Consider the following 18,649-nt stretch of genomic DNA (forward strand, 5'->3'; position numbering starts at 1 on the left):
ATTCTACTTTGGACTTTACAAGTCCTATGGAATTTCGTAAGATATATGATCAAAGGATTGCTTGATTTTTCTGTCCGAATTATTGTAGGAACTCCATTTACACCCTCCCGCTACATTATGTCTCATAATACTGTCCTACTTTTAAAAAGAACGAAACATGAAAAGGGAAACATTTATATCATCTTGCGCCAGGGACAGGTAGGGCGCGGTCTGCCGCAGGCAGACGGGAGCGAAGCGCACCCCGGACTGGCCCGGTCGGTTTTCATTTGTTTCCCAATCAACTAACCGATTCGAGGCGCCATAAAAAAAGCCGCTACCCTTTCAGGAGCGGCTTTGATTAAAACCAACTTACTTACGTAAATTGGTAAACTTAACAGTTTCGAATTTAAGCGACTGGACCGTGAGCACTGAAGTCGAACTCTTTAGAACCACCTGTGAGATACTTTTTGTAGTTCTCAACAAATTGTTTCGCAAGATCCGCCGCAGTTTTATCGTATTCAGCTTTATCCGCCCAAGCATTACGTGGGTTGAGGATTTGAGCATCTACACCGTTCACTGCTTTAGGGAAAGAAACTTGGAACACAGGGTGTTTTTCGAACTCGGATTTTTCGATGTTTCCGTTGAGGATTTCATTGATGATTTGGCGAGTCGCAGGAAGATTCATACGTTTTCCTACACCGTATTTTCCACCAACAAGACCGGTATTGATGAGGTAAGCGTTTACATTGTGCTTCTTCATTTTTTCACCTAACAACTTTGCATAGAAAGTAGGATGAAGAGTCATGAACGCCTGACCGAAACAAGCAGAGAAAGTAGCTTGCGGCTCTTTCACACCTCTTTCTGTTCCCGCTACTTTCGCAGTGTAACCGGAAAGGAAGTGATACATCGCTTGTTCGATGGAAAGTTTAGAAACTGCAGGAAGAACACCGTAAGCATCATAAGTAAGGAAGATCACAGTGTTTGGGTGACCAGCTTTAGAATCTGCTTGGATGTTTTGGATGTGGAAGATCGGGTAAGATACGCGAGTGTTTTCCGTTTTAGCAGCAGAAGAATAGTCTACTTTTTTAGTAGTCTCATCATATACTACGTTTTCCAAAAGAGCATCTCTGCGGATCGCAGCATAAATTTCAGGCTCGGTAGCAGGATCTAAATTGATCGTCTTCGCATAACAACCGCCTTCGATGTTGAAGATGGTTTTGTCATCCCAACCATGTTCATCGTCACCGATGAGTTTACGGTTCGGATCCGTAGAAAGAGTCGTTTTTCCTGTTCCGGAAAGACCGAAGAAAAGAGCGGAATCCCCTTGTGCACCTACGTTCGCAGAACAGTGCATAGTCAACACTCCCTTCAAAGGAAGGTAGTAGTTCATTACGGAGAAAATACCTTTTTTCATCTCCCCGCCGTATTCCGTACCACCGATGATACAGATTTTTTTAGCAAGATGGAAGATTACGAATACATCGGAGTTCAAACCGTGCTCTTTGTATTTTGTGTTTTTGTAACCGGATGCGTTGATGATTGTAAATTCAGGAAGAAGGTTCGCTAATTCATCCTTAGTAGGACGAAGGAACATGTTTGTGCAAAAGTGATGTTGCCAAGCTCTTTCCGTAACCACTCTGAGAGAGATGCGAGTTTCCGCATTTGTTCCTGCGTGACCGTCGAAAACATAAAGTTTTTTGTTGTCCAAAAACTTCACTACTTCGCCGTAAAGTTCGTCGAAGATCGCTTCGGAAACTTTCGTATTCACAGGTCCCCACCAAATGTTTCCCGTAGAAGAAGGTTCATCTACAAAGTATTTATCTTTAGGGGAACGGCCGGTGAAAATTCCAGTATCCACCATCATGGTGCCATTGTCGGAAACTACACCTTCTTTATTATTCAATTCGTGCTGGTAAATTTCCTCATAGGATAGGTTATGGAAGACTTCAGATGGCTTTAAGCCAAGGTCGGCAAGGCCGCGTAAGTTAGCAGATACTGGCATGGATTTCTCCTAGATTTCAAATCGTGTTTTTCTAGCTTCCCATCTTGCGAGTCGGTGTCAATAACAGAATATGAAGATTCTCCATGCAACGGCAGAATATTTTCCCTACATAAAGATGGGAGGATTGTCCGACATGCTCTCATCTCTCACGAAAGAGCAGTCAAAAACGGACGAAACTTTTGTCTCATTGCCCTTAATTTCCGGTTTTAAGGAAACTCCCCTCTATACAGGAAACCTATTTTCTTGTATCAAAACGGAGGAGGTACCACATTCCAACATAGTCACGGAAATCCTCCGGCAATCCCAGTTTAGAGAAGCGGAATGGAAAGGGGTGAAACTTTATTTTTTCGATTCCCCCCTATTTAGAGACCAATCGTCGATTTACGGAAATCCGGACGAACATTTCCGCTTCGCAGTTTATTCTTACGCAGCCTATTTTTTAAGTCTGGAACTTGCCGTGGATGTATTTCACTGCCACGACTGGCACACTTCCTTGGCAGTCGCATTACAGAAAAATTCCCCTTATGGAAAACCGTCCGTTTTCACGATCCACAATTTAGCTTACCAAGGGGATCATCCGCAATGGATGACAGGATTTCTTAAAGACGCGCCTTTTTTCCTCTATCCGGAAGCCTATTCTCATGACGGCAAAACGAATTATATGAAAGCGGGGATCTTATCCTGCGATCAACTTACTACAGTTAGCCCAGGATACAGGAACGAAACTCTTTCCGATGCGAATGGGTTTGGTCTTTCCTATATACTTCGTAAAAGAGAAGCAGACTATACAGGAATCATCAACGGGATCGATCCTGAAGAATGGAGTCCCTCCCAAGATGAAAGAATTTTTCGCAAATACGGAACGGAAGATCACGAAGACGGAAAACTAAAAAACAAAATCTCTTTGTACGAAGAAATCGGAAGACCGAAAATAGATCCTTCTCGTCCTCTTGTAGGAATCATAGGGCGAATCACCTATCAAAAAGGATATCCCACCTTCTTACAGGCATTCAACGAAAGAAAACATCTTTCTCATTATTATATATTTCTGGGAGCGGGAGAAGAAGATCTACAAAACATCCTCTTTCATCTTTCCCATACGGAACAAGATCGTTTTTATTTTTTCAAAGGATACAACGAAGAATTCGCCAGAAAGATAGAAGCTGCCAGTGATTTTTTTCTGATGCCTTCCTTGTTCGAACCTTGCGGCCTGAATCAATTGTACAGCCATGCCTATGGAACCATTCCCATCGTATCCAGAGTAGGAGGTTTGAAAGATACTGTTTCCGAATCCTTACTCGAGGATCAATACACAGGAATCGTTTTCGAACCAAATGATCCGGCTTCCCTAGGTTATGCGCTAGAAAGAGCGGAAACTCTTTACGAAAATGAAAAAAAGTTTTTCGAAACCAGAAAAAGAATCATGAACTTGGATTGGACTTGGGAAAAAAGAGTGAAGTCCTACAAGGAAGTGTACAACAAAGCGATCGAAAAAAGGCTTTAAACTTTCAATCGTTCCAAATGGAAATTTCTTTTTCGGAACGAAAGTCATCTTCATAAATACAATCGTAACTGGCCCATTTTTTCAAAGAGGACAACATATCTTCGTTCAATTCCAATAACTCTTCGTAAATTTCGTTGATTTCTTGTTGCAGCGACATAAAGAACCTCCTTACATTTGATAAAAACGGACCCAAAGCCGAACAACCTAACCAGATAAAGTTGAATCGGCCTTGAGCCTAGCACACACCATTCTTAAGCAGCCCTTCCTAACTTCGTCGCTTCGGGCACTTCGACGAGTTTTCCTGTTTTCACATCATAATAGTAACCATAGACGGGAATATCCCTCGGAACCAGCGGATGGTTGCGTATTCTCTCTACGTCCTCTATTACACTTTCTTCCAAATTCGTAAAAGTAAGAAAAGGGACAAAACTTGCGGCTTTTGATCCACCTTCTTCCGTTACATTTTTCCAACCATTCGAATCAACTGTGGCAGTTTTGAGACTTTTAAGGAGTAGTTTACGAATGATTTCATCACTAAAGAGTTGCATCCCGCAATCGGAATGATGGATGACAAAGAACTCCTGTGTTCCGAGTAACTTATGTGAGATGACTAAGGAACGAATGGCATCGTCGCTTGCCCTTCCTCCTGCATTGCGGATGACATGAGCATCTCCTTCGGAAAGTCCTGCATATTTAGCAGGATCCAGACGTGCATCCATGCAGGTAAGTATGGCGAATCTTCTCCCCGGAGGAAGAGGGAGATTTCCTTTTTCCCCGAATTCTTTCACGTATTGATCGTTTGCTTCGATTACGGCTTTGTGAACCGAGCTGTTTTCCTTTTGCAGTGACATAGCATTTTCCCCTCTTCCTTATTATTTTCGCAAAAACCGTCTGCTTTATCAAGAATATATCCGTTATTACGGACACTTTATTCTCTATAGCGGATATATATTTATACAAATCCTAGCTTTTTTTCTGAAAACTGTCACAATCAGCTGCGGCTCGTTGTCAAAAGGCTTAAAATAGGAGATCAATGCATGGCATTACTTGGAAAAATTTTAGTAGGATTCGTGGCAGTAGAACACGTTCTCATTTTAATCTTGGAGATGTTTCTTTGGCAGTCCGAAATCGGCTTAAAAATCTTTAAAATGACCCCGGAAGTGGCTTCGGCTTCTGCAACTCTGGCCAAAAACCAAGGTTTGTACAATGGGTTTCTGGCAGCGGGTTTGTTTTGGGCGCTATTCTGGATCCAAGACCAATCTCAAAAATTCCAAACCACTGTTTTCTTTTTGGGATGTATCGTAGTGGCTGCCATCTTCGGAGCAGCGACCGCAAAATTCTCCATACTTTTCACGCAGGGGCTTCCCGCCTTTTTAGCGTTAATCGTCACATTGGTTGTCAATAAAAAGTAAATGAACGATCCCCACCTAGATTTGTTAGATGGAACCTTGAAGGGAGATCAAAAATCCTTAAAGGAACTGGTTCTGATCTTCCAAGAGAAAATTTTCGGTTTGTCTCTGAAATTTCTCTGGGATCCGGACGATGCGGAAGATGCTACTCAGGAAATCCTCATCAAAGTCATAACGAATCTGGGCGGGTTCCGCAAGGAAAGCAAACTCTCCACTTGGGTCTACAGGATCGCAGTCAATCATCTCATCAATTTTAAAAAAAGTCTTTTAGAAACTTCAAAAGTTCGATTCAAATTGGTTCATTCGGAACTTCAAAAATCACAAGTTGTAGAGACGAATACTTCCGAAGAAACGGAATTCATCTCTATGAATGTGCAGGCCGCTTGCACACATGCCATGCTTCTTTGTTTGAAAAGAAACCACAGAATGGCGTTTTTATTAGGAGAAGTATTCCAAGTCACTGGGGAAGAAGGTGCTTGGATCATGGGAATCACACCGGCTAACTTCCGTAAAAAATTATCCAGAGCCAGACTCAGAATGAACGAATTTTTAGGAAGCCATTGCGGGATTGCCAATTCGGAAAACAAATGCAGGTGCAAAAACAGAATCGCCTACTCGATGCAAAACGGTAGAATCCATTCTTATCTTTCTCTTTCGGAAAAAATGAAGGAATCGGGAGAATGGAAAAATCAAACCGCATTGTTGTATGCTTCAGGAGAGATCAAAGAAGTTGCTGAGATCTATCGTTTCGGCCCGAACTTTCGTTCAGGGAGAGATGGACTTGCTTTTTTAAAAAAAAGCTTTTCAGAAGGAAAATTCCAAATCCTGGAATAAAAATAACTTTTTTCTTTCTCATTGATACATCCTTTATCAACGGATGATTCCGTTAATAAGTAAGAGAATCTCCCACAAATTTCTTTAATAACACGATCATTGAGGAAGATATAAGAAGCTTCTTGCTATGCTATTGAATTTCCCTTGCATTTTGCACCTTTACTACAATCACAGTAAATGTGAAAAGACTTTCATTTTTGTTTTGTTTCAACATACTCTTTATTTTTTCTCAATGTAAATTAACGCTGAACAACCCTTCCGATCCGTTCACGGAATCTTTTGCCTTTGCAAATCTAATCCGAAGTTTATTGTCCTCTGGAACCAATAACAATGTATGCGAAAGCACTGAATTTTCCTATCTATTTCCTTCCGATTCTTCCGGAATTCCACCAAAGGTATATCAGGCGAGCGATCAATCCTATTATGTTTTGTTCGTTACATCTTCCCCTTTCGCAAAAGCGAAAAACTCCTTCATTGGAGTATCAGGAAGCACATTCAATTCGGTTTTGATTCATTTAGATAAGAACGGAAATCTTCTTTGGTCCTACCATCTTGCCGATTTGATGACAAACGATTTTAAATCGATCGGAAATATTCAGGAATTCAATGGAGAAATCACAGTAGGAATGTTTGCCAAAACACAAATCGGCACCCCAAAACAATCGTTATACAGTAATTATAATAATGCAGGGGTGTATCGATTTTCACCGAACGGGGATTTACTCTGGAACACTTATTTCGGCAATCCAAGTGACAATACGGACATGACAGATTTAAAGATTTCGAAAGATGGAAATATCTTTCTTTCCTTAGTTTCCCTATCCTTACCCGCAAATATTGGAAATTCGGTCACCACTCCTGCTTCGACAAGCGATGCAGATGGGTATCTAGTTAAACTCAGCCCGGCAGGAGATCCACAATGGTACAGCGTCCAAGGAGGAACGGGTGCGCAAAGAAATAATGAATTATTCCTACTTGATGACGGAAGAATCGTAGTTACAGGCCAGAGTTTTGAAGCATTAGATTACGTTTATAATAATCCGATCATAGATCATCCTGGAAATTCAGAGAGAATCAATTATCTTGTTACGTTTCTTCCCAACGGATCCTATGAACGCCATACATTCATTCCTGCTACGACCAGCGATTTTTTCTCATCTATAACAGCGATTACATCTTCTCAAATCTATGTGCAAATGACAGCGACTACAAATGGAGTCACTCCAGTCATCAATCCTTATATAGGAGGGAGAGATATTTTAATCTCTAAGTTTGATCTTTCGTTAAATCGAGTTTGGGCGACTTATATTGGAACAACACAAACAGAAGAAAGTGTAGGAGGGATCCAAGCCCTTTCCGATCATTCCCTATTTGCAATGAACAGTTTTATATCCGATCCGGGATATGCTTCCGATTTTCCCGGAGCAAATGCGGACACTTTGTTCCAATTTCGCTCCGACGGCTCCATCCAAACTGCTAAATACTGGCCCCTCAACTCATCCATTGAACAGACCTTAGGAAGTATGATTGCCTGTGACGGAGGTATTTTGAGAAGTGCTATTTCGATTCAACAATCTCCTACAATCATTCAACTACGCTTAGATAAAAAACCTCGTTCCTTTTTCCCTTTGCCTTATCCTTAATCCCATTTCCAGAAACTCCGATCCACTTCTTTGCTACTAGTGGTTCGGGAAAACCTTGAAATGTCTCAGAAGAAAGATCTTTTTCAAAACAGATTTGACACTTTTATCAGAAATTAATTTCAAAATTTAAGAAAATGAAACGTTATACCTGCAAACTCGCTTGCAGGACTGCGAAGATAAATATATATTAGGCGCTATGGCAACGAAGTGGCTCCGACCTTTACTTTTGAGTTTTTCACTTCCTATTTGTTTTTCGTTCTGTAAACTCAACCTAAACAATGCAGGTGATCCTTTCACCGAAAACTTTTTATTAACCGCCGCAATCAAAGAATACCTCCGCACTTGCAAAACGGAACAAGTCTGGGAACAAAAAATAGGTACTGGAAATAACTATGTCGTTGTTACGAAAAACGTAGTCCTCCCGGACGGAGACATCGTCATTGCGGGATTTGCCAGCGAACCGATCTCTCCTGACACTTCCAGTGCGGGGAAAAATCAATCTTACTCGGGAACGACCGGGGTCACAAAAGAAGGTTTTATCGTCAAATTGGATGGAAGAGACGGCAAAATACAGTGGTTAGACTATTTAGGGGAAGTAAGCGGTGACAACGAAGAGGTAGTAGCATTAGGACTGTTCACAAACGGAGATATCGCCGTTTCTTCCGTCGCCACCGGAACGGAAATCCCGGGAGGAATCTCTCCCAAAACGGCCACAAACACATTGTTTGTTGCCAGATACAATTCGTCCGGCAATCGTTTGTGGCATACCTATCTCGACAGTCCGAACGCCAACGGAGACAGAGGGATTCTACTCGTCGACGATTCCGACCAAATCCATCTGCTCATTATGACAACCACGGCAAGCCCTCCTCATTTGGGCTTTTCCGAGTTCCCGTCACCTAAAGTCGCCTCAATGGGAAGTTATTCGGACAATGATGTCTGTTATGCGCTTTTGTCGTCGGCAGGAGTCCCTATCGCTCAAACGTTTTTATCCGGCACCGGTTCCGAATACGCATATACCATAGTGCAACAGGGAGATAAGATTTATATCGGAGGAAGGACGACGGGCAATATGAACGGTTTTACAGGCCATCCGAATTCGGTAGGAACATATAATCGTCCGTATCTGGCAATTGCGGATAAATCCCTCAACTTCTCTTCGATCAAATACTACGGAGGTTCGGGAACAGGAACGGAAGGATCCATCAACAGTCTCATTAAAAAAGACCAAGAGTTGTATAGTTTCGCATTGGTGGACGAACCGTACGGAGCATCCGCTGCTTCTCCTTTTCAAGGAGTTGTCCCTAGAAAAAACCTTCTCTATCAAAAACTTGCTTTAGACGGGACGGAAATATGGCATTCGTTTTTAGGAACTTCCACTTCCGGCATACTCGATAAAGTGCGACCAGGATTTCTTTTAAGTCACACCAACTCCGTTTATTCCAATATATTGGGACCGCCGGATGGAACTCGTTATACGGGAGTTGGCGATAAAGAATCCGGAGACGGAAGCGGAAGATTCCAAATGGCAGTCAGTAAAATGAATGCAAGCAACGGGGAACTACAAGCTTTGGTTTATAAATCGAATCTTCCTCAACCGGGTTTAAGTCTACTTTTCAACACGAAAGAAATGTGCCAAGGCAAAGTGAATTATCTCCAATTCGTTCAACCCAGAGATACATTCTCCAATCAAACTTATGTAATGGTTAGAACGGCGCCGACCACCGTTTTTCCTTAAAACTTAAATCGCTTTTTTCCATTCTCTCGCAGGGGAGACTCCGAAAAAACGTTTGTAAGCTTTGGAAAAAGCGAATGCGGAAGAATAGCCGACAGCCAAAGCCACTTCTTCCAGTGTAGTGTTCTCTTTTTGGAATAAATCCCTAGCTTTATCCATCCTCATCCTCGCCAAATATTCCATAGGCGGAATATGAAGCACTTCCTTGAACTTGGAAGCGAGATTCGCTCTGGAAATTCCGATTCCTTTGGCTAAGGATTCGATCGTCCAATCGAAAGAAGGGTTCTTATGCAATGCTTCTAAAGCTCGCATAATATGATCGTCCCGAAACGCAGTCACCCAACCGGGCTCGGCGGAAGGGTTTTTCTCCAGCCAATGACGAAGCATATAATACAACATAATATCCGTTAATCTTTGTAAAATCAGATCGGAGGCAATTCCCTGATCCATTTCCTTCGAAATCATAGTGATGACGGTATGCAGGGAATGATGCGAATTGATCTCTTCCTCGGAGATACGAATGTAAGGAGGAAGCTCCAGAAAAAAAGGATGTTGAGGGCGGTCGGGCACTTCGTATCTTGCGGAAACGAAACTTGTAACAGGAGTTTGATCTTTGTGATTTTTCTCCGCATCCGCCTCTCTCAAATGACTGATTTCACGAACCTTAGCATCCGGATGTGAAAGCAATTCGTGAGTGATTCCTCTTGTGATGAAAAGGATATCCCCTTTTTTCAATTCCAATTGAATCCCGAGAAATCTCGCATAACAAGAGCCTTGCGTGATGACATGAAAGCCTCCGCTCCTTTCGCAAGGAAAACGAAATCCCCAAGACTCATACAGTTTGTCTTTGGCAAGAAGGTCTTTTTTCCAGGAAGCATCGTTGATAATTTCGGAAAGGAGGTCCATATTCAATAAAATACCAAATTTTATCCATTTGTCTACAATTTTATACTTTTAGACATTTTTTTAATACTTTAAGGCATAGACAGTCTATAATTTTGAGCGTATATTAGATTTATACAGGAGATCATCTAAATGAAAGTATTTGTATATGGAGCCGGCGGAAATGTGGGCCAAAATGTAGTGCAAGGATTGCTTGCCCTAGGACATGAAGTATTTGCGGGAACCAGACATCCTGAAAAAGGAAAACAACAAAAGGGACTCACTTGGGTCGAAGCGGATGCACTCGCACCTGAGAAAGGTTTGAACATTCTTGAAAAAGTAGATTCTGCGTTTTTTATTTCTCCTCCCGGTTATACGAATCAGTATGCGATCCTTTCCCCTTGGATCGAAAAAGCAAAACAAGTTTCCCTAAAAAAAGTAGTTCTTATGACTGCGATGGGAGTGGAATTCGCTCCACCGGAAGCACCTTTCCGCAAAACAGAGATTTTACTGGAAAGCTCAGGGCTCAACTGGAACATCATTCGCCCGAATTGGTTTATGCAGAACTTCCATACCTTCTGGGTAGGAGGAATCTTGAAGGACAAAAAAATTTATTTCCCTGCAGGAGATGCGAAAACCAGCTTTATAGACTCAAGAGACATCGCATCAACCGCCGTTCAATTGTTAATCGGTCTGGATAAGAACAAAGCTCAATCCTTCACTCTAACAGGAAAAGAAACTCTCACTCATTCGGAAGTGGCAACAATCCTTTCACAAACGACAGGTTTGAATATAGAGTATGTGAACATCACTCCCGAGGATTTTAAAGCAGGGCTTTTGAGTGCAGGATTACCGAACGATTATAGTGATTTTATGGTGATGATCGCAGGAGCGCTCAGAGACGGGCATTCTTCCGCAATCACTGATTCTGTGGAAAAAATCACTGGAAAATCACCGATCGCCTTCCAAGAATATGCGAAAGACAACAAGTCTGCCTGGTTAGGTGGAAAATAACAAATAGAATCCGAACCGGGCGACAGCCCGGTTAAGGATAGGATAATAAAAGTCGAAATCCTGCCGCTCCATCCGGCCCTTCAAAACCGTTTCGAAGTAATATTCCGAAATCGGGGATTACCAAAGAACCACTTACATTGATCTGCCCTTTATAATAATTTTTCGTTGGGATCAATTTTTTCTGTTTCAAAGTTGCAACATCATAAATATGAATCCCTGAATTACGAACCCATACAAGTTCGTTTTCTTTCCAAAACCCCATAGAATGCCCATGAGTCCCTAACTTCACTTTTTTGACCGACTTACCCGTATTTGTTTCATATACTTGAAGTTCTCCCGTGTCGGAAGAAGCAAGATAAAACCTACTGCCGTCTTTGGAGAAACAAGCGCCGTAAGGAACAGTAGGAATAACAACTGAGATAGAATCCAAAGTATTTAAGTCCAACAAACGGCCTTTAGGAGAATTATTCTCATAACTTTCCACATAGGTTTGTAGCAACACTTTCCCGGAAGATTCGTGATATATTATGTTATATGGAAATCTTCCGTCTGCATAATTATATACCTTTTTTAATTTTCCTTCGGAATATTTATAAACGGAAACATCTACATCGTTTGCCGTTTTATCTGCCATATTCGCATCGACTGCAAATGCAAAGTAAGCTTGTTTAGAAACCGTATCGAATCCGATCGGTAATGCCATTGCATAGGAAGACTTGTCGGAACCTTTTTTCTCATGAATCTCCTCAACAAACTCGATCCGATTTGCATTCAAATTCCAAACGAAAAAATAAAACTTTTTATTCGGAAGTTTGAAATGGGAATGTTCTACGATAAATCCAGCCTGACCTTCTTTCACATCATAAAACAATAGATTGGTTAAAGAAAAAGGAAACGCGTCCTCTTTCCATCCTGCAGCTCCTTCTTGGAGCAAAGAAGGATGTTTCGAAACATATTCCCTGATCGGAACAGTCTCGAAGATTTTCTTTTTATCTTTAAGATTGTAAAAATAAATACCCGTTTGATCCGACTGAGAGGTTTGGCCTATGTAAACATACCCTCCTCGATTCACCAGATACGGTGACGATTCTTCATAAAAGCTGGGCTTCGCTTGAAAATCGGTTTTGAGGGAAAAACTGTCCGCCAAAGTTTGGGAGAACAAAGATCCGCCTCGTAGCAAAAAAAACAGAATCAAAAAACTTCCTATCCGAACAAAACGCACAAACCACCTCGTATCAATTACATCTTAAATTGATTTTATCCAGTTCTTTCTTCAGCCAAACCTGCGCTAGTATGGTTTTTCCATCTTTCGTTTTGATTTGATAAGGATCTCCCGAAAGAGAAGATTTAGAGGCTACTTTTTCAATAAATAATTGAGCGGTCCAATCTTTCTCTTTGGGAGCAAAAAACGATTTTTTTGCGGAATCTAATTTCATACGCAAATGGTCGGACGCTTCTTTTGCATTGTGTTCCGATCCGTTCCGAATGAAGACACCGTCCAAACCTTTTACGGACTGAATCAATGCTTCGATTTTCTGTTCTTCGGAAAGTGGGTTGGTGCAGTCTGCAGAAAGAGAAACTCCTCCGAACGAAAGACAGAAAAGAATAAAACTTAAACGAACAGATAAATGTAATTTCATGGCTTTTTAGACAGTTTCTTTTTAGCTTTGGGGCGTTTTTTTAGAGACGAATCGACTCCCGACTTTGCGGAAGATTTTGTTTTTTTAACACCCGATTTTCCCCGTTTGGCGGCCTCGAGAGAAATTTCACACCATTCTTTCAGTTTTTTAGGAGACTTCCAAACGTTTTCGGGAATGGTCCAGTAGCTCATCACAGAAGGTTTGCCCGCTTTTCCATGATAGGTAAAAGGTTTTTGGCCTGCCTCTTCGAAATTTCCGATCGTTTCCGAATCTACCTTGAGGTATAAAACATCGTATGCGATCAGAGCGAACATAATTCCCTCGAAATAGAATCCGTATCCGCCAAACATAGCTCTGACGGTTACGTTTCCGAGGATCGATAACTTTTGTAAACAAAGTTCTACGAAGGGATTGGACATACTGTCAAAAAGAAATTTCTATTTTGAAAGATGTCAATCCTGATTCGTAAGGAAAAGAACTTTTTCATTACGAATCCTGCAGCTGAATCATTTACTTCCTTTGAATACACTCATCTTCACCAAACCTGCGTAAACCCCGTCCGGGAGAAAATTACGAAGGAATAAAAAAGATTTTGCATCCGGTCCTACGACGTATCTCAGTTTGTTAGAGCCGTCGGATGCCGCACGATAAATCGATTTTGCTACAGCCACAGGAGAGATCGCTCCTTCTTCCGCAGATTTCATATTTTTGAAAGCGAGTTCGCATAATTCCTTATAATCGGAAGGAGATGCGGACACAGTGTTGTCGTTCGATCTATCGTAAAAATCTGTTTTAATCGCCCCCGGCTCGATGATTTTCACTTTAATTCCGAACGGTTCCAATTCAAAACGAAGGGATTCACTGAAACCATCTACCGCCCATTTGGTGCCATGATACAAACTATGATAAGGAAATGCGAGTCTTCCCGCCATAGAAGCCACATTGATGATGACTCCCGATTTGTTTTTGCGGAAATGAGGCAGAATTTCTCGAGTAACAGACATAAGTCCGAATACGTTCGTATCATATTGTCTTTGAATTTGTTCCGGTGTCGCACCTTCAAAAGGACCTGTCAGTCCGTAACCTGCATTATTGACGACAGCATCGATTTTACCGAACTTTTTCAAACTGGTTTCGATCGCAGAACGAATGCTCGCCGTATCAGTAACGTCCAATCGTTCGCAAATCGTATTTTCCAAAGCACTCAATTGGGTTTCTTTGGAAGGATTTCTCATTGTGGCGACTACGTTCCAGCCCTGCTTCTGAAAATAGAGCGCTGCTTCTTTGCCGATCCCCGTGCTTGCTCCCGTAATCAAAACCGTTTGTTTCTGAACTGACATAAATTGACTCCTATTCACAAAATGACTTTTGGTCACTTATATATGACTGAAAGTCAGTTTATAATGACCTCAGGTCAGAAACAAGTTTTTTTCTGGATTCTTTCCCAATCTTTTGAAAAATGGAGTCGATGAGCCGAGCAGCATTGATGGAAAAATCCCCGAAAAAGAGAGCCGTTTTGGAAAAAGACAAACTTTCCAAAAAAGCGGGAATCCTCCAAGCGGCCGCCCAACTCTTGCAAAAGAAAGATTGGGCGGAACTGTCCATGGACGAGGTCGCAAAAAAAGCGAAAATCGCAAAAGGAACTCTCTATCTTTATTTTCCCACAAAGGAAGATCTTTGCCTGCGGGTTCATTTGATCGATTACGAGATCTGGTTTCATGATCTCAGAAAATATCTTGAAACGAAAGAAACCATAAACCCTTCCGATTTTTCTCAATGGTTTGTGGATTCCTTCGAAGACCATTCCCGGTTCTTGAAGATCCTGCCGATCGTTCCTACGATCCTCGAAAAAAATGCAAGCTTGGAAACCATCCGGGAATTCAAACGCAGTCTGAAGGATCAACTAACAGCGATTTTACCTCTTTTGTCAAAAACATTGAAGCTGAAATCGGAAGAAGAAGGTTTCTTATTTTTAATGCAATGTCATGCTTTGGCCATAGGAGCCTGGTCCCACGGTTTTCCTTCCCCGCTTGTCAAAGAGGCACAGGAAGAAGAAGGTTTGGAAATGTTCCATATCAATTACGCACAATTCGTAAAATCTTCCATCGACACATTGCTGCGGGGAATGAAGGCCGCTTAATTCCTCTTTACTGAAAAAGCAGAGATTCCTTCCGAATGCGCAAGAGAAGTAGTGTCTCCGGTGATTGCCGTCTGAGCGACAAATCCCAAAACCAAAGACATAAGCGTCTGTGCAATGTTCGCCGGACTAGTAACGTTCGATATACGCCCGTTCTTTTGCCAGTCTTCAGCCAAAATTTCCAAACGCAAACGTATCTTTAAATAAAACTCAGCAATCAATTTACGAATGGATTCGCTTCGCTGTGCTTCGCTCCAACCGTGAATGGCGATTGGCAGAAGATTGAACTCTTCTTTTGCGGAAAAATTTTGAATTTCAGTCGTAACGGATGTGATCCACTCACTCGGTCCCTTCTCTCTCATACTTTCGAAAATAGGAATCAACCGAACACTCAACTCACTTAAGGAAGCGGAAATTGCGGAGAAAATGATATCTTCCTTCCCCTTAAAATAACGATACATGGCGCTTGCGGACAATCCTGCTTCGCCGATGATGTCTTCCATTGTGGTAGCTTGTACACCGGAACGGAAAAAACAGCGCCAAGCCGCATTCAATATCTGCTTTTGACGCATCTCTCTATGGGTTTCGGAAATCCTAGGCATTGAATCACAAAAAAAGGAATAACTATTCCTTGACAATAAAATCATAGGGGTGCTAAAAAGGCCAAAAGGGAATGATTATTCCTTTTTAAGAGGTACTACAAATATGATCAAAGTCCATCATTTGAATTGCGCATGCATCCAACGTCTATCCATCCACGGGCGTACATTGGCCTGCCATTGTCTATTGATCGAAACTCCTTCCAGCGGACTCATACTTGTAGATACCGGTTTGGGGAGCCAAGACCTCATCCACCCCGCCCAAAGACTGGGTTTTATGTTCACTTACGTCTATGCCAATCCCAAACGTGACCCATCCCTTTCCGCCAAAGCGCAAATACAAGCATTAGGTTATAAACCGGAAGATGTCCGTCATATAGTGATGACTCATATGGACTTGGATCATGTAGGAGGTCTTTCCGATTTTCCACAGGCACGCATCCATTTGCATGCAACCGAATGGAAAGCCGCAATGGAAAGAAAAAGCATCAAAGCAAAACATCGATATCTTCCTGTTATGTGGGAGCATAAGCCTACTTTCGAAACTTATACGGAAGAAGGAGAGCCCTGGTTCGGGTTCGAATCGATCCGCAATTTGAGAGGTCTGCCGGAAGAAATCCTTCTCGTACCTTTGTTCGGCCATACCTTAGGTCATTGCGGAGTCGCAGTGCAGGATGCAAAAGGATGGCTCCTCCATGCGGGAGACGCCTACTTCGATCCAAGGGAAATCCACGGAGACAAACGCCGCTGTGCTCCGTTAGTCGGTCTCTTTCAAGCAGCAGTCCAAACCAATCGTAAGGATAGACTGCACAATCAAACCAGATTGAGGCAGCTCGCCTCTTCGAATCAAAACATACGCATCTTCAGCGCCCATAATCCTTTCGAATTCGAAGAGATCAAAAACTTAAATCCGCCCTCAGGAAACTAAGAACAGTCTCATCGAAAATCGTTGATCACCAATTTTGTGCTAGGTTCCATCCAAGCTTCTTTCGCATCCCGAAAAGAAGCTGTTTTGGTGACGATAGGGCCGGGATCGTAGATCCCCGATTCGATCAAACCGAGCAGTTTCTCCATATACTCTCTGGAATCGACTCTTGTTAGGTGAAGTTCTGCGCCAACATTGTACAATTCCAGATAAGGAATCTCTAAACGATTCGTCCAATAAATGGAAGCGGAAGAAAACTTTCCCTTACTTTTGAGAGACCGCAAACCTGATTCCCAAGCCTCCTTGGAAAAAGCCGCCTCACAAACCAAATCGAACTTACCGAAAGATTTAGGGATCACATTCACCCATTCCGCATCGATCCCCAGGCGAGTCGCATGATCTACTCTTTGTTTGTCGGTATCAACATACTTTACGATTCCCTTTCCCATCTTGGAAGCAAGTAGAGCAGTATAAAGTCCGATGCTGGAAGCAAGGCCGCCCAAAACCAAAACGGACAAAGAAGGGTCCACTTCTAAAAATCTCCCCGCAAGTTTCCAAGCTTCGGAGATATTATCCGACAAACTCGCAACGGAAACCGGATCCGTATCCTCTTTTAAAGGAAGTAACATTTGTTTTGCGTAAGGAACTCGAACCAAATCCGCAAGCGCTCCGCCGAAAGTTTTTGCACCTGGCGCCATTCCGAAGCTGGTCACGGGAGGGAGAGTGGAACAAGATTTGGAATCACCCGTCTGACAATGGGGGCAGGTACCACAAGAGATCTGAAACGAAACCGCTACCCTCTTCCCGGGAGAAAACTCTCCCTCCAAGTCAGGAGAAACTTGAGTTATCTCTCCCACAAATTCATGACCGATGGGAAAAGGGGGACGGAACAAGGTCTGGCCCTGAATGATTCCTAAATCCAAATCGCATCTGGCGACTGCCAAAGGGCGCACCAAAACCTCGCCTGGGCCGGTAATTTCTGGGTCGGGGACTTCTTCCCAATCGATGATTCCTTTTTTTACAAATACAATTTGTTTCATAAAATGTGGTACCTCCCACAAAAAGATCCAACCCCTCAACCGAAATTAGACCAACTTGTCTAAACTACTTTCATTTTCAAAAACTGTCCAGAAAAAATTAGACAGCTTAGTCTAAAATATAAAATAGAAACAAATGAACCGATCGGGACCAAAAGAAAGAATTCTGACCACCGCCAAAAACCTGTTTTACCGACACGGATACGAAACAACGGGAGTCAACCAATTGCTCACAGATTCAGGCTCTCACAAACAAAGTTTTTACCAATACTTTCCATCCAAATCCGACCTGGGAAAAGCCTACTTGGAGGAACAAAGACAAGAACTGATCCGGTTAGTGACCTATCTCTATCGAAAGAAAGAAACACCCGCAGATTGGATCGAAGCCTGGGCAAAACTATTAAAGAGACAGGCGGCATCGAAAGATTTTTTCGGATGTCCCTTCGCCAACTTCTCCGCACAAACGATTCACATAAAAAACGATTTTCAAAAGGAATTGAAAGAAACCATCTCCGATCTTCTTTCCGCATTCGAAATATTTTTCGAAGGATGGAAAACGAACGGACACCTAACGACAAATATAAGTTCGACGAAACTTGCAAAAAAAACCCTGATGATTTACGAAGGAAACATCCAACTCTACCTCATCACAAACGAAAAGGAATACTTAAACGCACTGGAAGAAGACTTTTTGGATTTGATCGGCGGATAACAACGAATACAAAAATCAAAGTAAGGGCGACCCCTTCTCCGAACCTCTCGGAGAAGGGCCGGGCTGCTTCCGGCTCCACTATCGCTTCGGCCGCATCAAAGATGCGGCTTCCCGTGCGCATCCCTGTCGCAGATCTTTCTAAAAAGAAAAGAACGAAAAACTAAAAGCGAATTTGCCCGATAGACTCGAAAACGGAAGCTAAAGTTAAATTAGGCCAGGAGCCGAACCAAGAATAGTGATAAAGATAAAAAACACCTAACATTAAAAAGGAGAGAATTAGCAAAATCGCTGTTTTACGAAACGAAACCAAATTCCCCACTTCCACAGTCAGTTTCAAAACGATCTTAGTGAACTTATCGATAAAAGAAAACAAGAACCAAAACAAAAGAAGAACGACCAACATTCCCAGCAGAGTGACGATATGAGTGGAGTAATTGTCGTTCAAGGCCAAAACCTTTGCGTTAATATTCGTTACGACCAAATCGACCGAAAGAATACATAGAATTTTAAAGTAAAAACTTAAGAATCGATGGAAGAGAGTTTTTTTAGGTTCCGAGCTCATGGATAAAATCACAACTCTCCTGGAAAAATAGCAAG

General features: G+C 42.2%; 21 protein-coding genes. 10 read left to right on the plus strand and 11 right to left on the minus strand.

Going from position 1 to position 18,649, the window contains the following annotated elements; genetic code table 11:
- Nucleotides 1-285, plus strand: a 285-nt coding sequence (locus EHS15_RS19270) for a hypothetical protein (RefSeq protein WP_210416370.1), incomplete at its 5' end; no start/stop codon positions are given.
- A 100-nt stretch (nucleotides 286-385) separates the two neighbouring features.
- Here EHS15_RS19270 and pckA read toward each other — a convergent pair.
- A complete protein-coding gene (gene pckA, locus EHS15_RS17100) occupies nucleotides 386-1,981 on the minus strand; it encodes a phosphoenolpyruvate carboxykinase (ATP) (RefSeq protein WP_135761811.1) in 1,596 nt (531 codons plus the stop codon).
- A 70-nt stretch (nucleotides 1,982-2,051) separates the two neighbouring features.
- On the opposite strand from pckA, the gene EHS15_RS17105 reads away from it, so the two are divergent.
- A complete protein-coding gene (locus EHS15_RS17105; RefSeq protein WP_135761812.1) occupies nucleotides 2,052-3,485 on the plus strand; it encodes a glycogen/starch synthase in 1,434 nt (477 codons plus the stop codon).
- A gap of 4 nt (nucleotides 3,486-3,489) precedes the next feature.
- Here the strand turns inward: EHS15_RS17105 and EHS15_RS19185 are convergent, their stop codons facing one another.
- Nucleotides 3,490-3,642: a hypothetical protein gene (locus EHS15_RS19185; RefSeq protein WP_167884278.1), complete on the minus strand. Its 153-nt coding sequence runs from the start codon at nucleotides 3,640-3,642 to the stop codon at nucleotides 3,490-3,492.
- Nucleotides 3,643-3,736: 94 nt separating this feature from the next.
- Nucleotides 3,737-4,336, minus strand: coding sequence for a beta-class carbonic anhydrase (locus tag EHS15_RS17110; RefSeq protein ID WP_135761813.1), 600 nt, complete (start codon nucleotides 4,334-4,336; stop codon nucleotides 3,737-3,739).
- A 186-nt stretch (nucleotides 4,337-4,522) separates the two neighbouring features.
- Between EHS15_RS17110 and EHS15_RS17115 the strand changes: the two genes are divergently transcribed.
- From EHS15_RS17115 to EHS15_RS17130, 4 genes are all read left to right on the plus strand, one after another.
- Nucleotides 4,523-4,897 carry a DUF1304 domain-containing protein gene (locus EHS15_RS17115; RefSeq protein WP_135761814.1) on the plus strand — a complete coding sequence of 125 codons (375 nt, stop codon included), beginning with the start codon at nucleotides 4,523-4,525 and terminating at the stop codon, nucleotides 4,895-4,897.
- Nucleotides 4,898-5,728, plus strand: coding sequence for an RNA polymerase sigma factor (locus EHS15_RS17120; RefSeq protein ID WP_135761815.1), 831 nt, complete (start codon nucleotides 4,898-4,900; stop codon nucleotides 5,726-5,728).
- Nucleotides 5,729-5,907: 179 nt separating this feature from the next.
- Complete coding sequence (locus EHS15_RS17125; RefSeq protein ID WP_135761816.1) at nucleotides 5,908-7,371, plus strand: hypothetical protein; 1,464 nt, start codon at nucleotides 5,908-5,910, stop codon at nucleotides 7,369-7,371.
- A 196-nt stretch (nucleotides 7,372-7,567) separates the two neighbouring features.
- Nucleotides 7,568-9,109 (plus strand): hypothetical protein, encoded by a 1,542-nt coding sequence (locus EHS15_RS17130; RefSeq protein ID WP_135761817.1) that lies wholly within the window; start codon nucleotides 7,568-7,570, stop codon nucleotides 9,107-9,109.
- Between the two features lie 3 nt (nucleotides 9,110-9,112).
- Here the strand turns inward: EHS15_RS17130 and EHS15_RS17135 are convergent, their stop codons facing one another.
- A complete protein-coding gene (locus EHS15_RS17135) occupies nucleotides 9,113-10,012 on the minus strand; it encodes an AraC family transcriptional regulator (protein ID WP_135761818.1) in 900 nt (299 codons plus the stop codon).
- 129 nt (nucleotides 10,013-10,141) lie between these two features.
- Between EHS15_RS17135 and EHS15_RS17140 the strand changes: the two genes are divergently transcribed.
- Entirely contained in the window at nucleotides 10,142-11,002 is an 861-nt protein-coding gene (locus EHS15_RS17140) for an NmrA family NAD(P)-binding protein (protein ID WP_135761819.1), read from the plus strand.
- A 31-nt stretch (nucleotides 11,003-11,033) separates the two neighbouring features.
- Here EHS15_RS17140 and EHS15_RS17145 read toward each other — a convergent pair whose 3' ends face one another.
- From EHS15_RS17145 to EHS15_RS17160, 4 genes are all read right to left on the minus strand, one after another.
- Nucleotides 11,034-12,197 carry a YncE family protein gene (locus EHS15_RS17145; RefSeq protein ID WP_135761820.1) on the minus strand — a complete coding sequence of 388 codons (1,164 nt, stop codon included), beginning with the start codon at nucleotides 12,195-12,197 and terminating at the stop codon, nucleotides 11,034-11,036.
- Between the two features lie 40 nt (nucleotides 12,198-12,237).
- Complete coding sequence (locus EHS15_RS17150) at nucleotides 12,238-12,642, minus strand: DUF5329 family protein (protein ID WP_135761821.1); 405 nt, start codon at nucleotides 12,640-12,642, stop codon at nucleotides 12,238-12,240.
- Nucleotides 12,639-13,061 (minus strand): TfoX/Sxy family protein, encoded by a 423-nt coding sequence (locus tag EHS15_RS17155; RefSeq protein ID WP_135761822.1) that lies wholly within the window; start codon nucleotides 13,059-13,061, stop codon nucleotides 12,639-12,641. The genes EHS15_RS17150 and EHS15_RS17155 overlap by 4 nt, the downstream gene beginning before the upstream one ends.
- 87 nt (nucleotides 13,062-13,148) lie before the next feature.
- Complete coding sequence (locus EHS15_RS17160) at nucleotides 13,149-13,982, minus strand: SDR family oxidoreductase (RefSeq protein WP_135761823.1); 834 nt, start codon at nucleotides 13,980-13,982, stop codon at nucleotides 13,149-13,151.
- 128 nt (nucleotides 13,983-14,110) lie between these two features.
- Here EHS15_RS17160 and EHS15_RS17165 point away from each other — a divergent pair, with 128 nt between their 5' ends.
- On the plus strand, nucleotides 14,111-14,782 hold the full coding sequence (locus EHS15_RS17165; protein ID WP_135761824.1) for a TetR/AcrR family transcriptional regulator: 672 nt from the start codon (nucleotides 14,111-14,113) through the stop codon (nucleotides 14,780-14,782).
- Here the strand turns inward: EHS15_RS17165 and EHS15_RS17170 are convergent.
- Entirely contained in the window at nucleotides 14,779-15,381 is a 603-nt protein-coding gene (locus EHS15_RS17170) for a TetR/AcrR family transcriptional regulator (protein WP_167884279.1), read from the minus strand. The genes EHS15_RS17165 and EHS15_RS17170 overlap by 4 nt on opposite strands.
- A gap of 103 nt (nucleotides 15,382-15,484) precedes the next feature.
- Here EHS15_RS17170 and EHS15_RS17175 point away from each other — a divergent pair, with 103 nt between their 5' ends.
- Nucleotides 15,485-16,306 (plus strand): MBL fold metallo-hydrolase, encoded by an 822-nt coding sequence (locus tag EHS15_RS17175; RefSeq protein WP_210416371.1) that lies wholly within the window; start codon nucleotides 15,485-15,487, stop codon nucleotides 16,304-16,306.
- Nucleotides 16,307-16,314: 8 nt separating this feature from the next.
- Here the strand turns inward: EHS15_RS17175 and EHS15_RS17180 are convergent, their stop codons facing one another.
- On the minus strand, nucleotides 16,315-17,343 hold the full coding sequence (locus EHS15_RS17180) for a zinc-dependent alcohol dehydrogenase (RefSeq protein WP_135761826.1): 1,029 nt from the start codon (nucleotides 17,341-17,343) through the stop codon (nucleotides 16,315-16,317).
- A gap of 133 nt (nucleotides 17,344-17,476) precedes the next feature.
- Between EHS15_RS17180 and EHS15_RS17185 the strand changes: the two genes are divergently transcribed.
- Nucleotides 17,477-18,052 carry a TetR/AcrR family transcriptional regulator gene (locus tag EHS15_RS17185; protein ID WP_135761827.1) on the plus strand — a complete coding sequence of 192 codons (576 nt, stop codon included), beginning with the start codon at nucleotides 17,477-17,479 and terminating at the stop codon, nucleotides 18,050-18,052.
- 160 nt (nucleotides 18,053-18,212) lie between these two features.
- Here EHS15_RS17185 and EHS15_RS17190 read toward each other — a convergent pair whose 3' ends face one another.
- Nucleotides 18,213-18,626 carry a hypothetical protein gene (locus EHS15_RS17190; protein WP_246052273.1) on the minus strand — a complete coding sequence of 138 codons (414 nt, stop codon included), beginning with the start codon at nucleotides 18,624-18,626 and terminating at the stop codon, nucleotides 18,213-18,215.
- Nucleotides 18,627-18,649: the final 23 nt, after the last annotated feature.

Source organism: Leptospira idonii, assembly GCF_004770995.1.
Lineage (GTDB): Bacteria > Spirochaetota > Leptospiria > Leptospirales > Leptospiraceae > Leptospira_A > Leptospira_A idonii.

Excerpts from the sequence above, each read along its gene's own strand:
- EHS15_RS17150 (WP_135761821.1), bottom strand. The coding sequence starts at position 12,642 with ATGAAATTACATTTATCTGTTCGTTTAAGTTTTATTCTTTTCTGTCTT.
- EHS15_RS17155 (WP_135761822.1), bottom strand. The coding sequence starts at position 13,061 with ATGTCCAATCCCTTCGTAGAACTTTGTTTACAAAAGTTATCGATCCTC.
- EHS15_RS17120 (WP_135761815.1), top strand. The coding sequence starts at position 4,898 with ATGAACGATCCCCACCTAGATTTGTTAGATGGAACCTTGAAGGGAGAT.
- pckA (WP_135761811.1), bottom strand. The coding sequence starts at position 1,981 with ATGCCAGTATCTGCTAACTTACGCGGCCTTGCCGACCTTGGCTTAAAG.
- EHS15_RS17135 (WP_135761818.1), bottom strand. The coding sequence starts at position 10,012 with ATGGACCTCCTTTCCGAAATTATCAACGATGCTTCCTGGAAAAAAGAC.
- EHS15_RS17170 (WP_167884279.1), bottom strand. The coding sequence starts at position 15,381 with ATGCCTAGGATTTCCGAAACCCATAGAGAGATGCGTCAAAAGCAGATA.
- EHS15_RS17115 (WP_135761814.1), top strand. The coding sequence starts at position 4,523 with ATGGCATTACTTGGAAAAATTTTAGTAGGATTCGTGGCAGTAGAACAC.
- EHS15_RS17110 (WP_135761813.1), bottom strand. The coding sequence starts at position 4,336 with ATGTCACTGCAAAAGGAAAACAGCTCGGTTCACAAAGCCGTAATCGAA.
- EHS15_RS17180 (WP_135761826.1), bottom strand. The coding sequence starts at position 17,343 with ATGAAACAAATTGTATTTGTAAAAAAAGGAATCATCGATTGGGAAGAA.
- EHS15_RS19185 (WP_167884278.1), bottom strand. The coding sequence starts at position 3,642 with ATGTCGCTGCAACAAGAAATCAACGAAATTTACGAAGAGTTATTGGAA.
- EHS15_RS17165 (WP_135761824.1), top strand. The coding sequence starts at position 14,111 with ATGAGCCGAGCAGCATTGATGGAAAAATCCCCGAAAAAGAGAGCCGTT.
- EHS15_RS17175 (WP_210416371.1), top strand. The coding sequence starts at position 15,485 with ATGATCAAAGTCCATCATTTGAATTGCGCATGCATCCAACGTCTATCC.
- EHS15_RS17160 (WP_135761823.1), bottom strand. The coding sequence starts at position 13,982 with ATGTCAGTTCAGAAACAAACGGTTTTGATTACGGGAGCAAGCACGGGG.
- EHS15_RS17105 (WP_135761812.1), top strand. The coding sequence starts at position 2,052 with ATGAAGATTCTCCATGCAACGGCAGAATATTTTCCCTACATAAAGATG.
- EHS15_RS17130 (WP_135761817.1), top strand. The coding sequence starts at position 7,568 with ATGGCAACGAAGTGGCTCCGACCTTTACTTTTGAGTTTTTCACTTCCT.
- EHS15_RS17185 (WP_135761827.1), top strand. The coding sequence starts at position 17,477 with ATGAACCGATCGGGACCAAAAGAAAGAATTCTGACCACCGCCAAAAAC.
- EHS15_RS17140 (WP_135761819.1), top strand. The coding sequence starts at position 10,142 with ATGAAAGTATTTGTATATGGAGCCGGCGGAAATGTGGGCCAAAATGTA.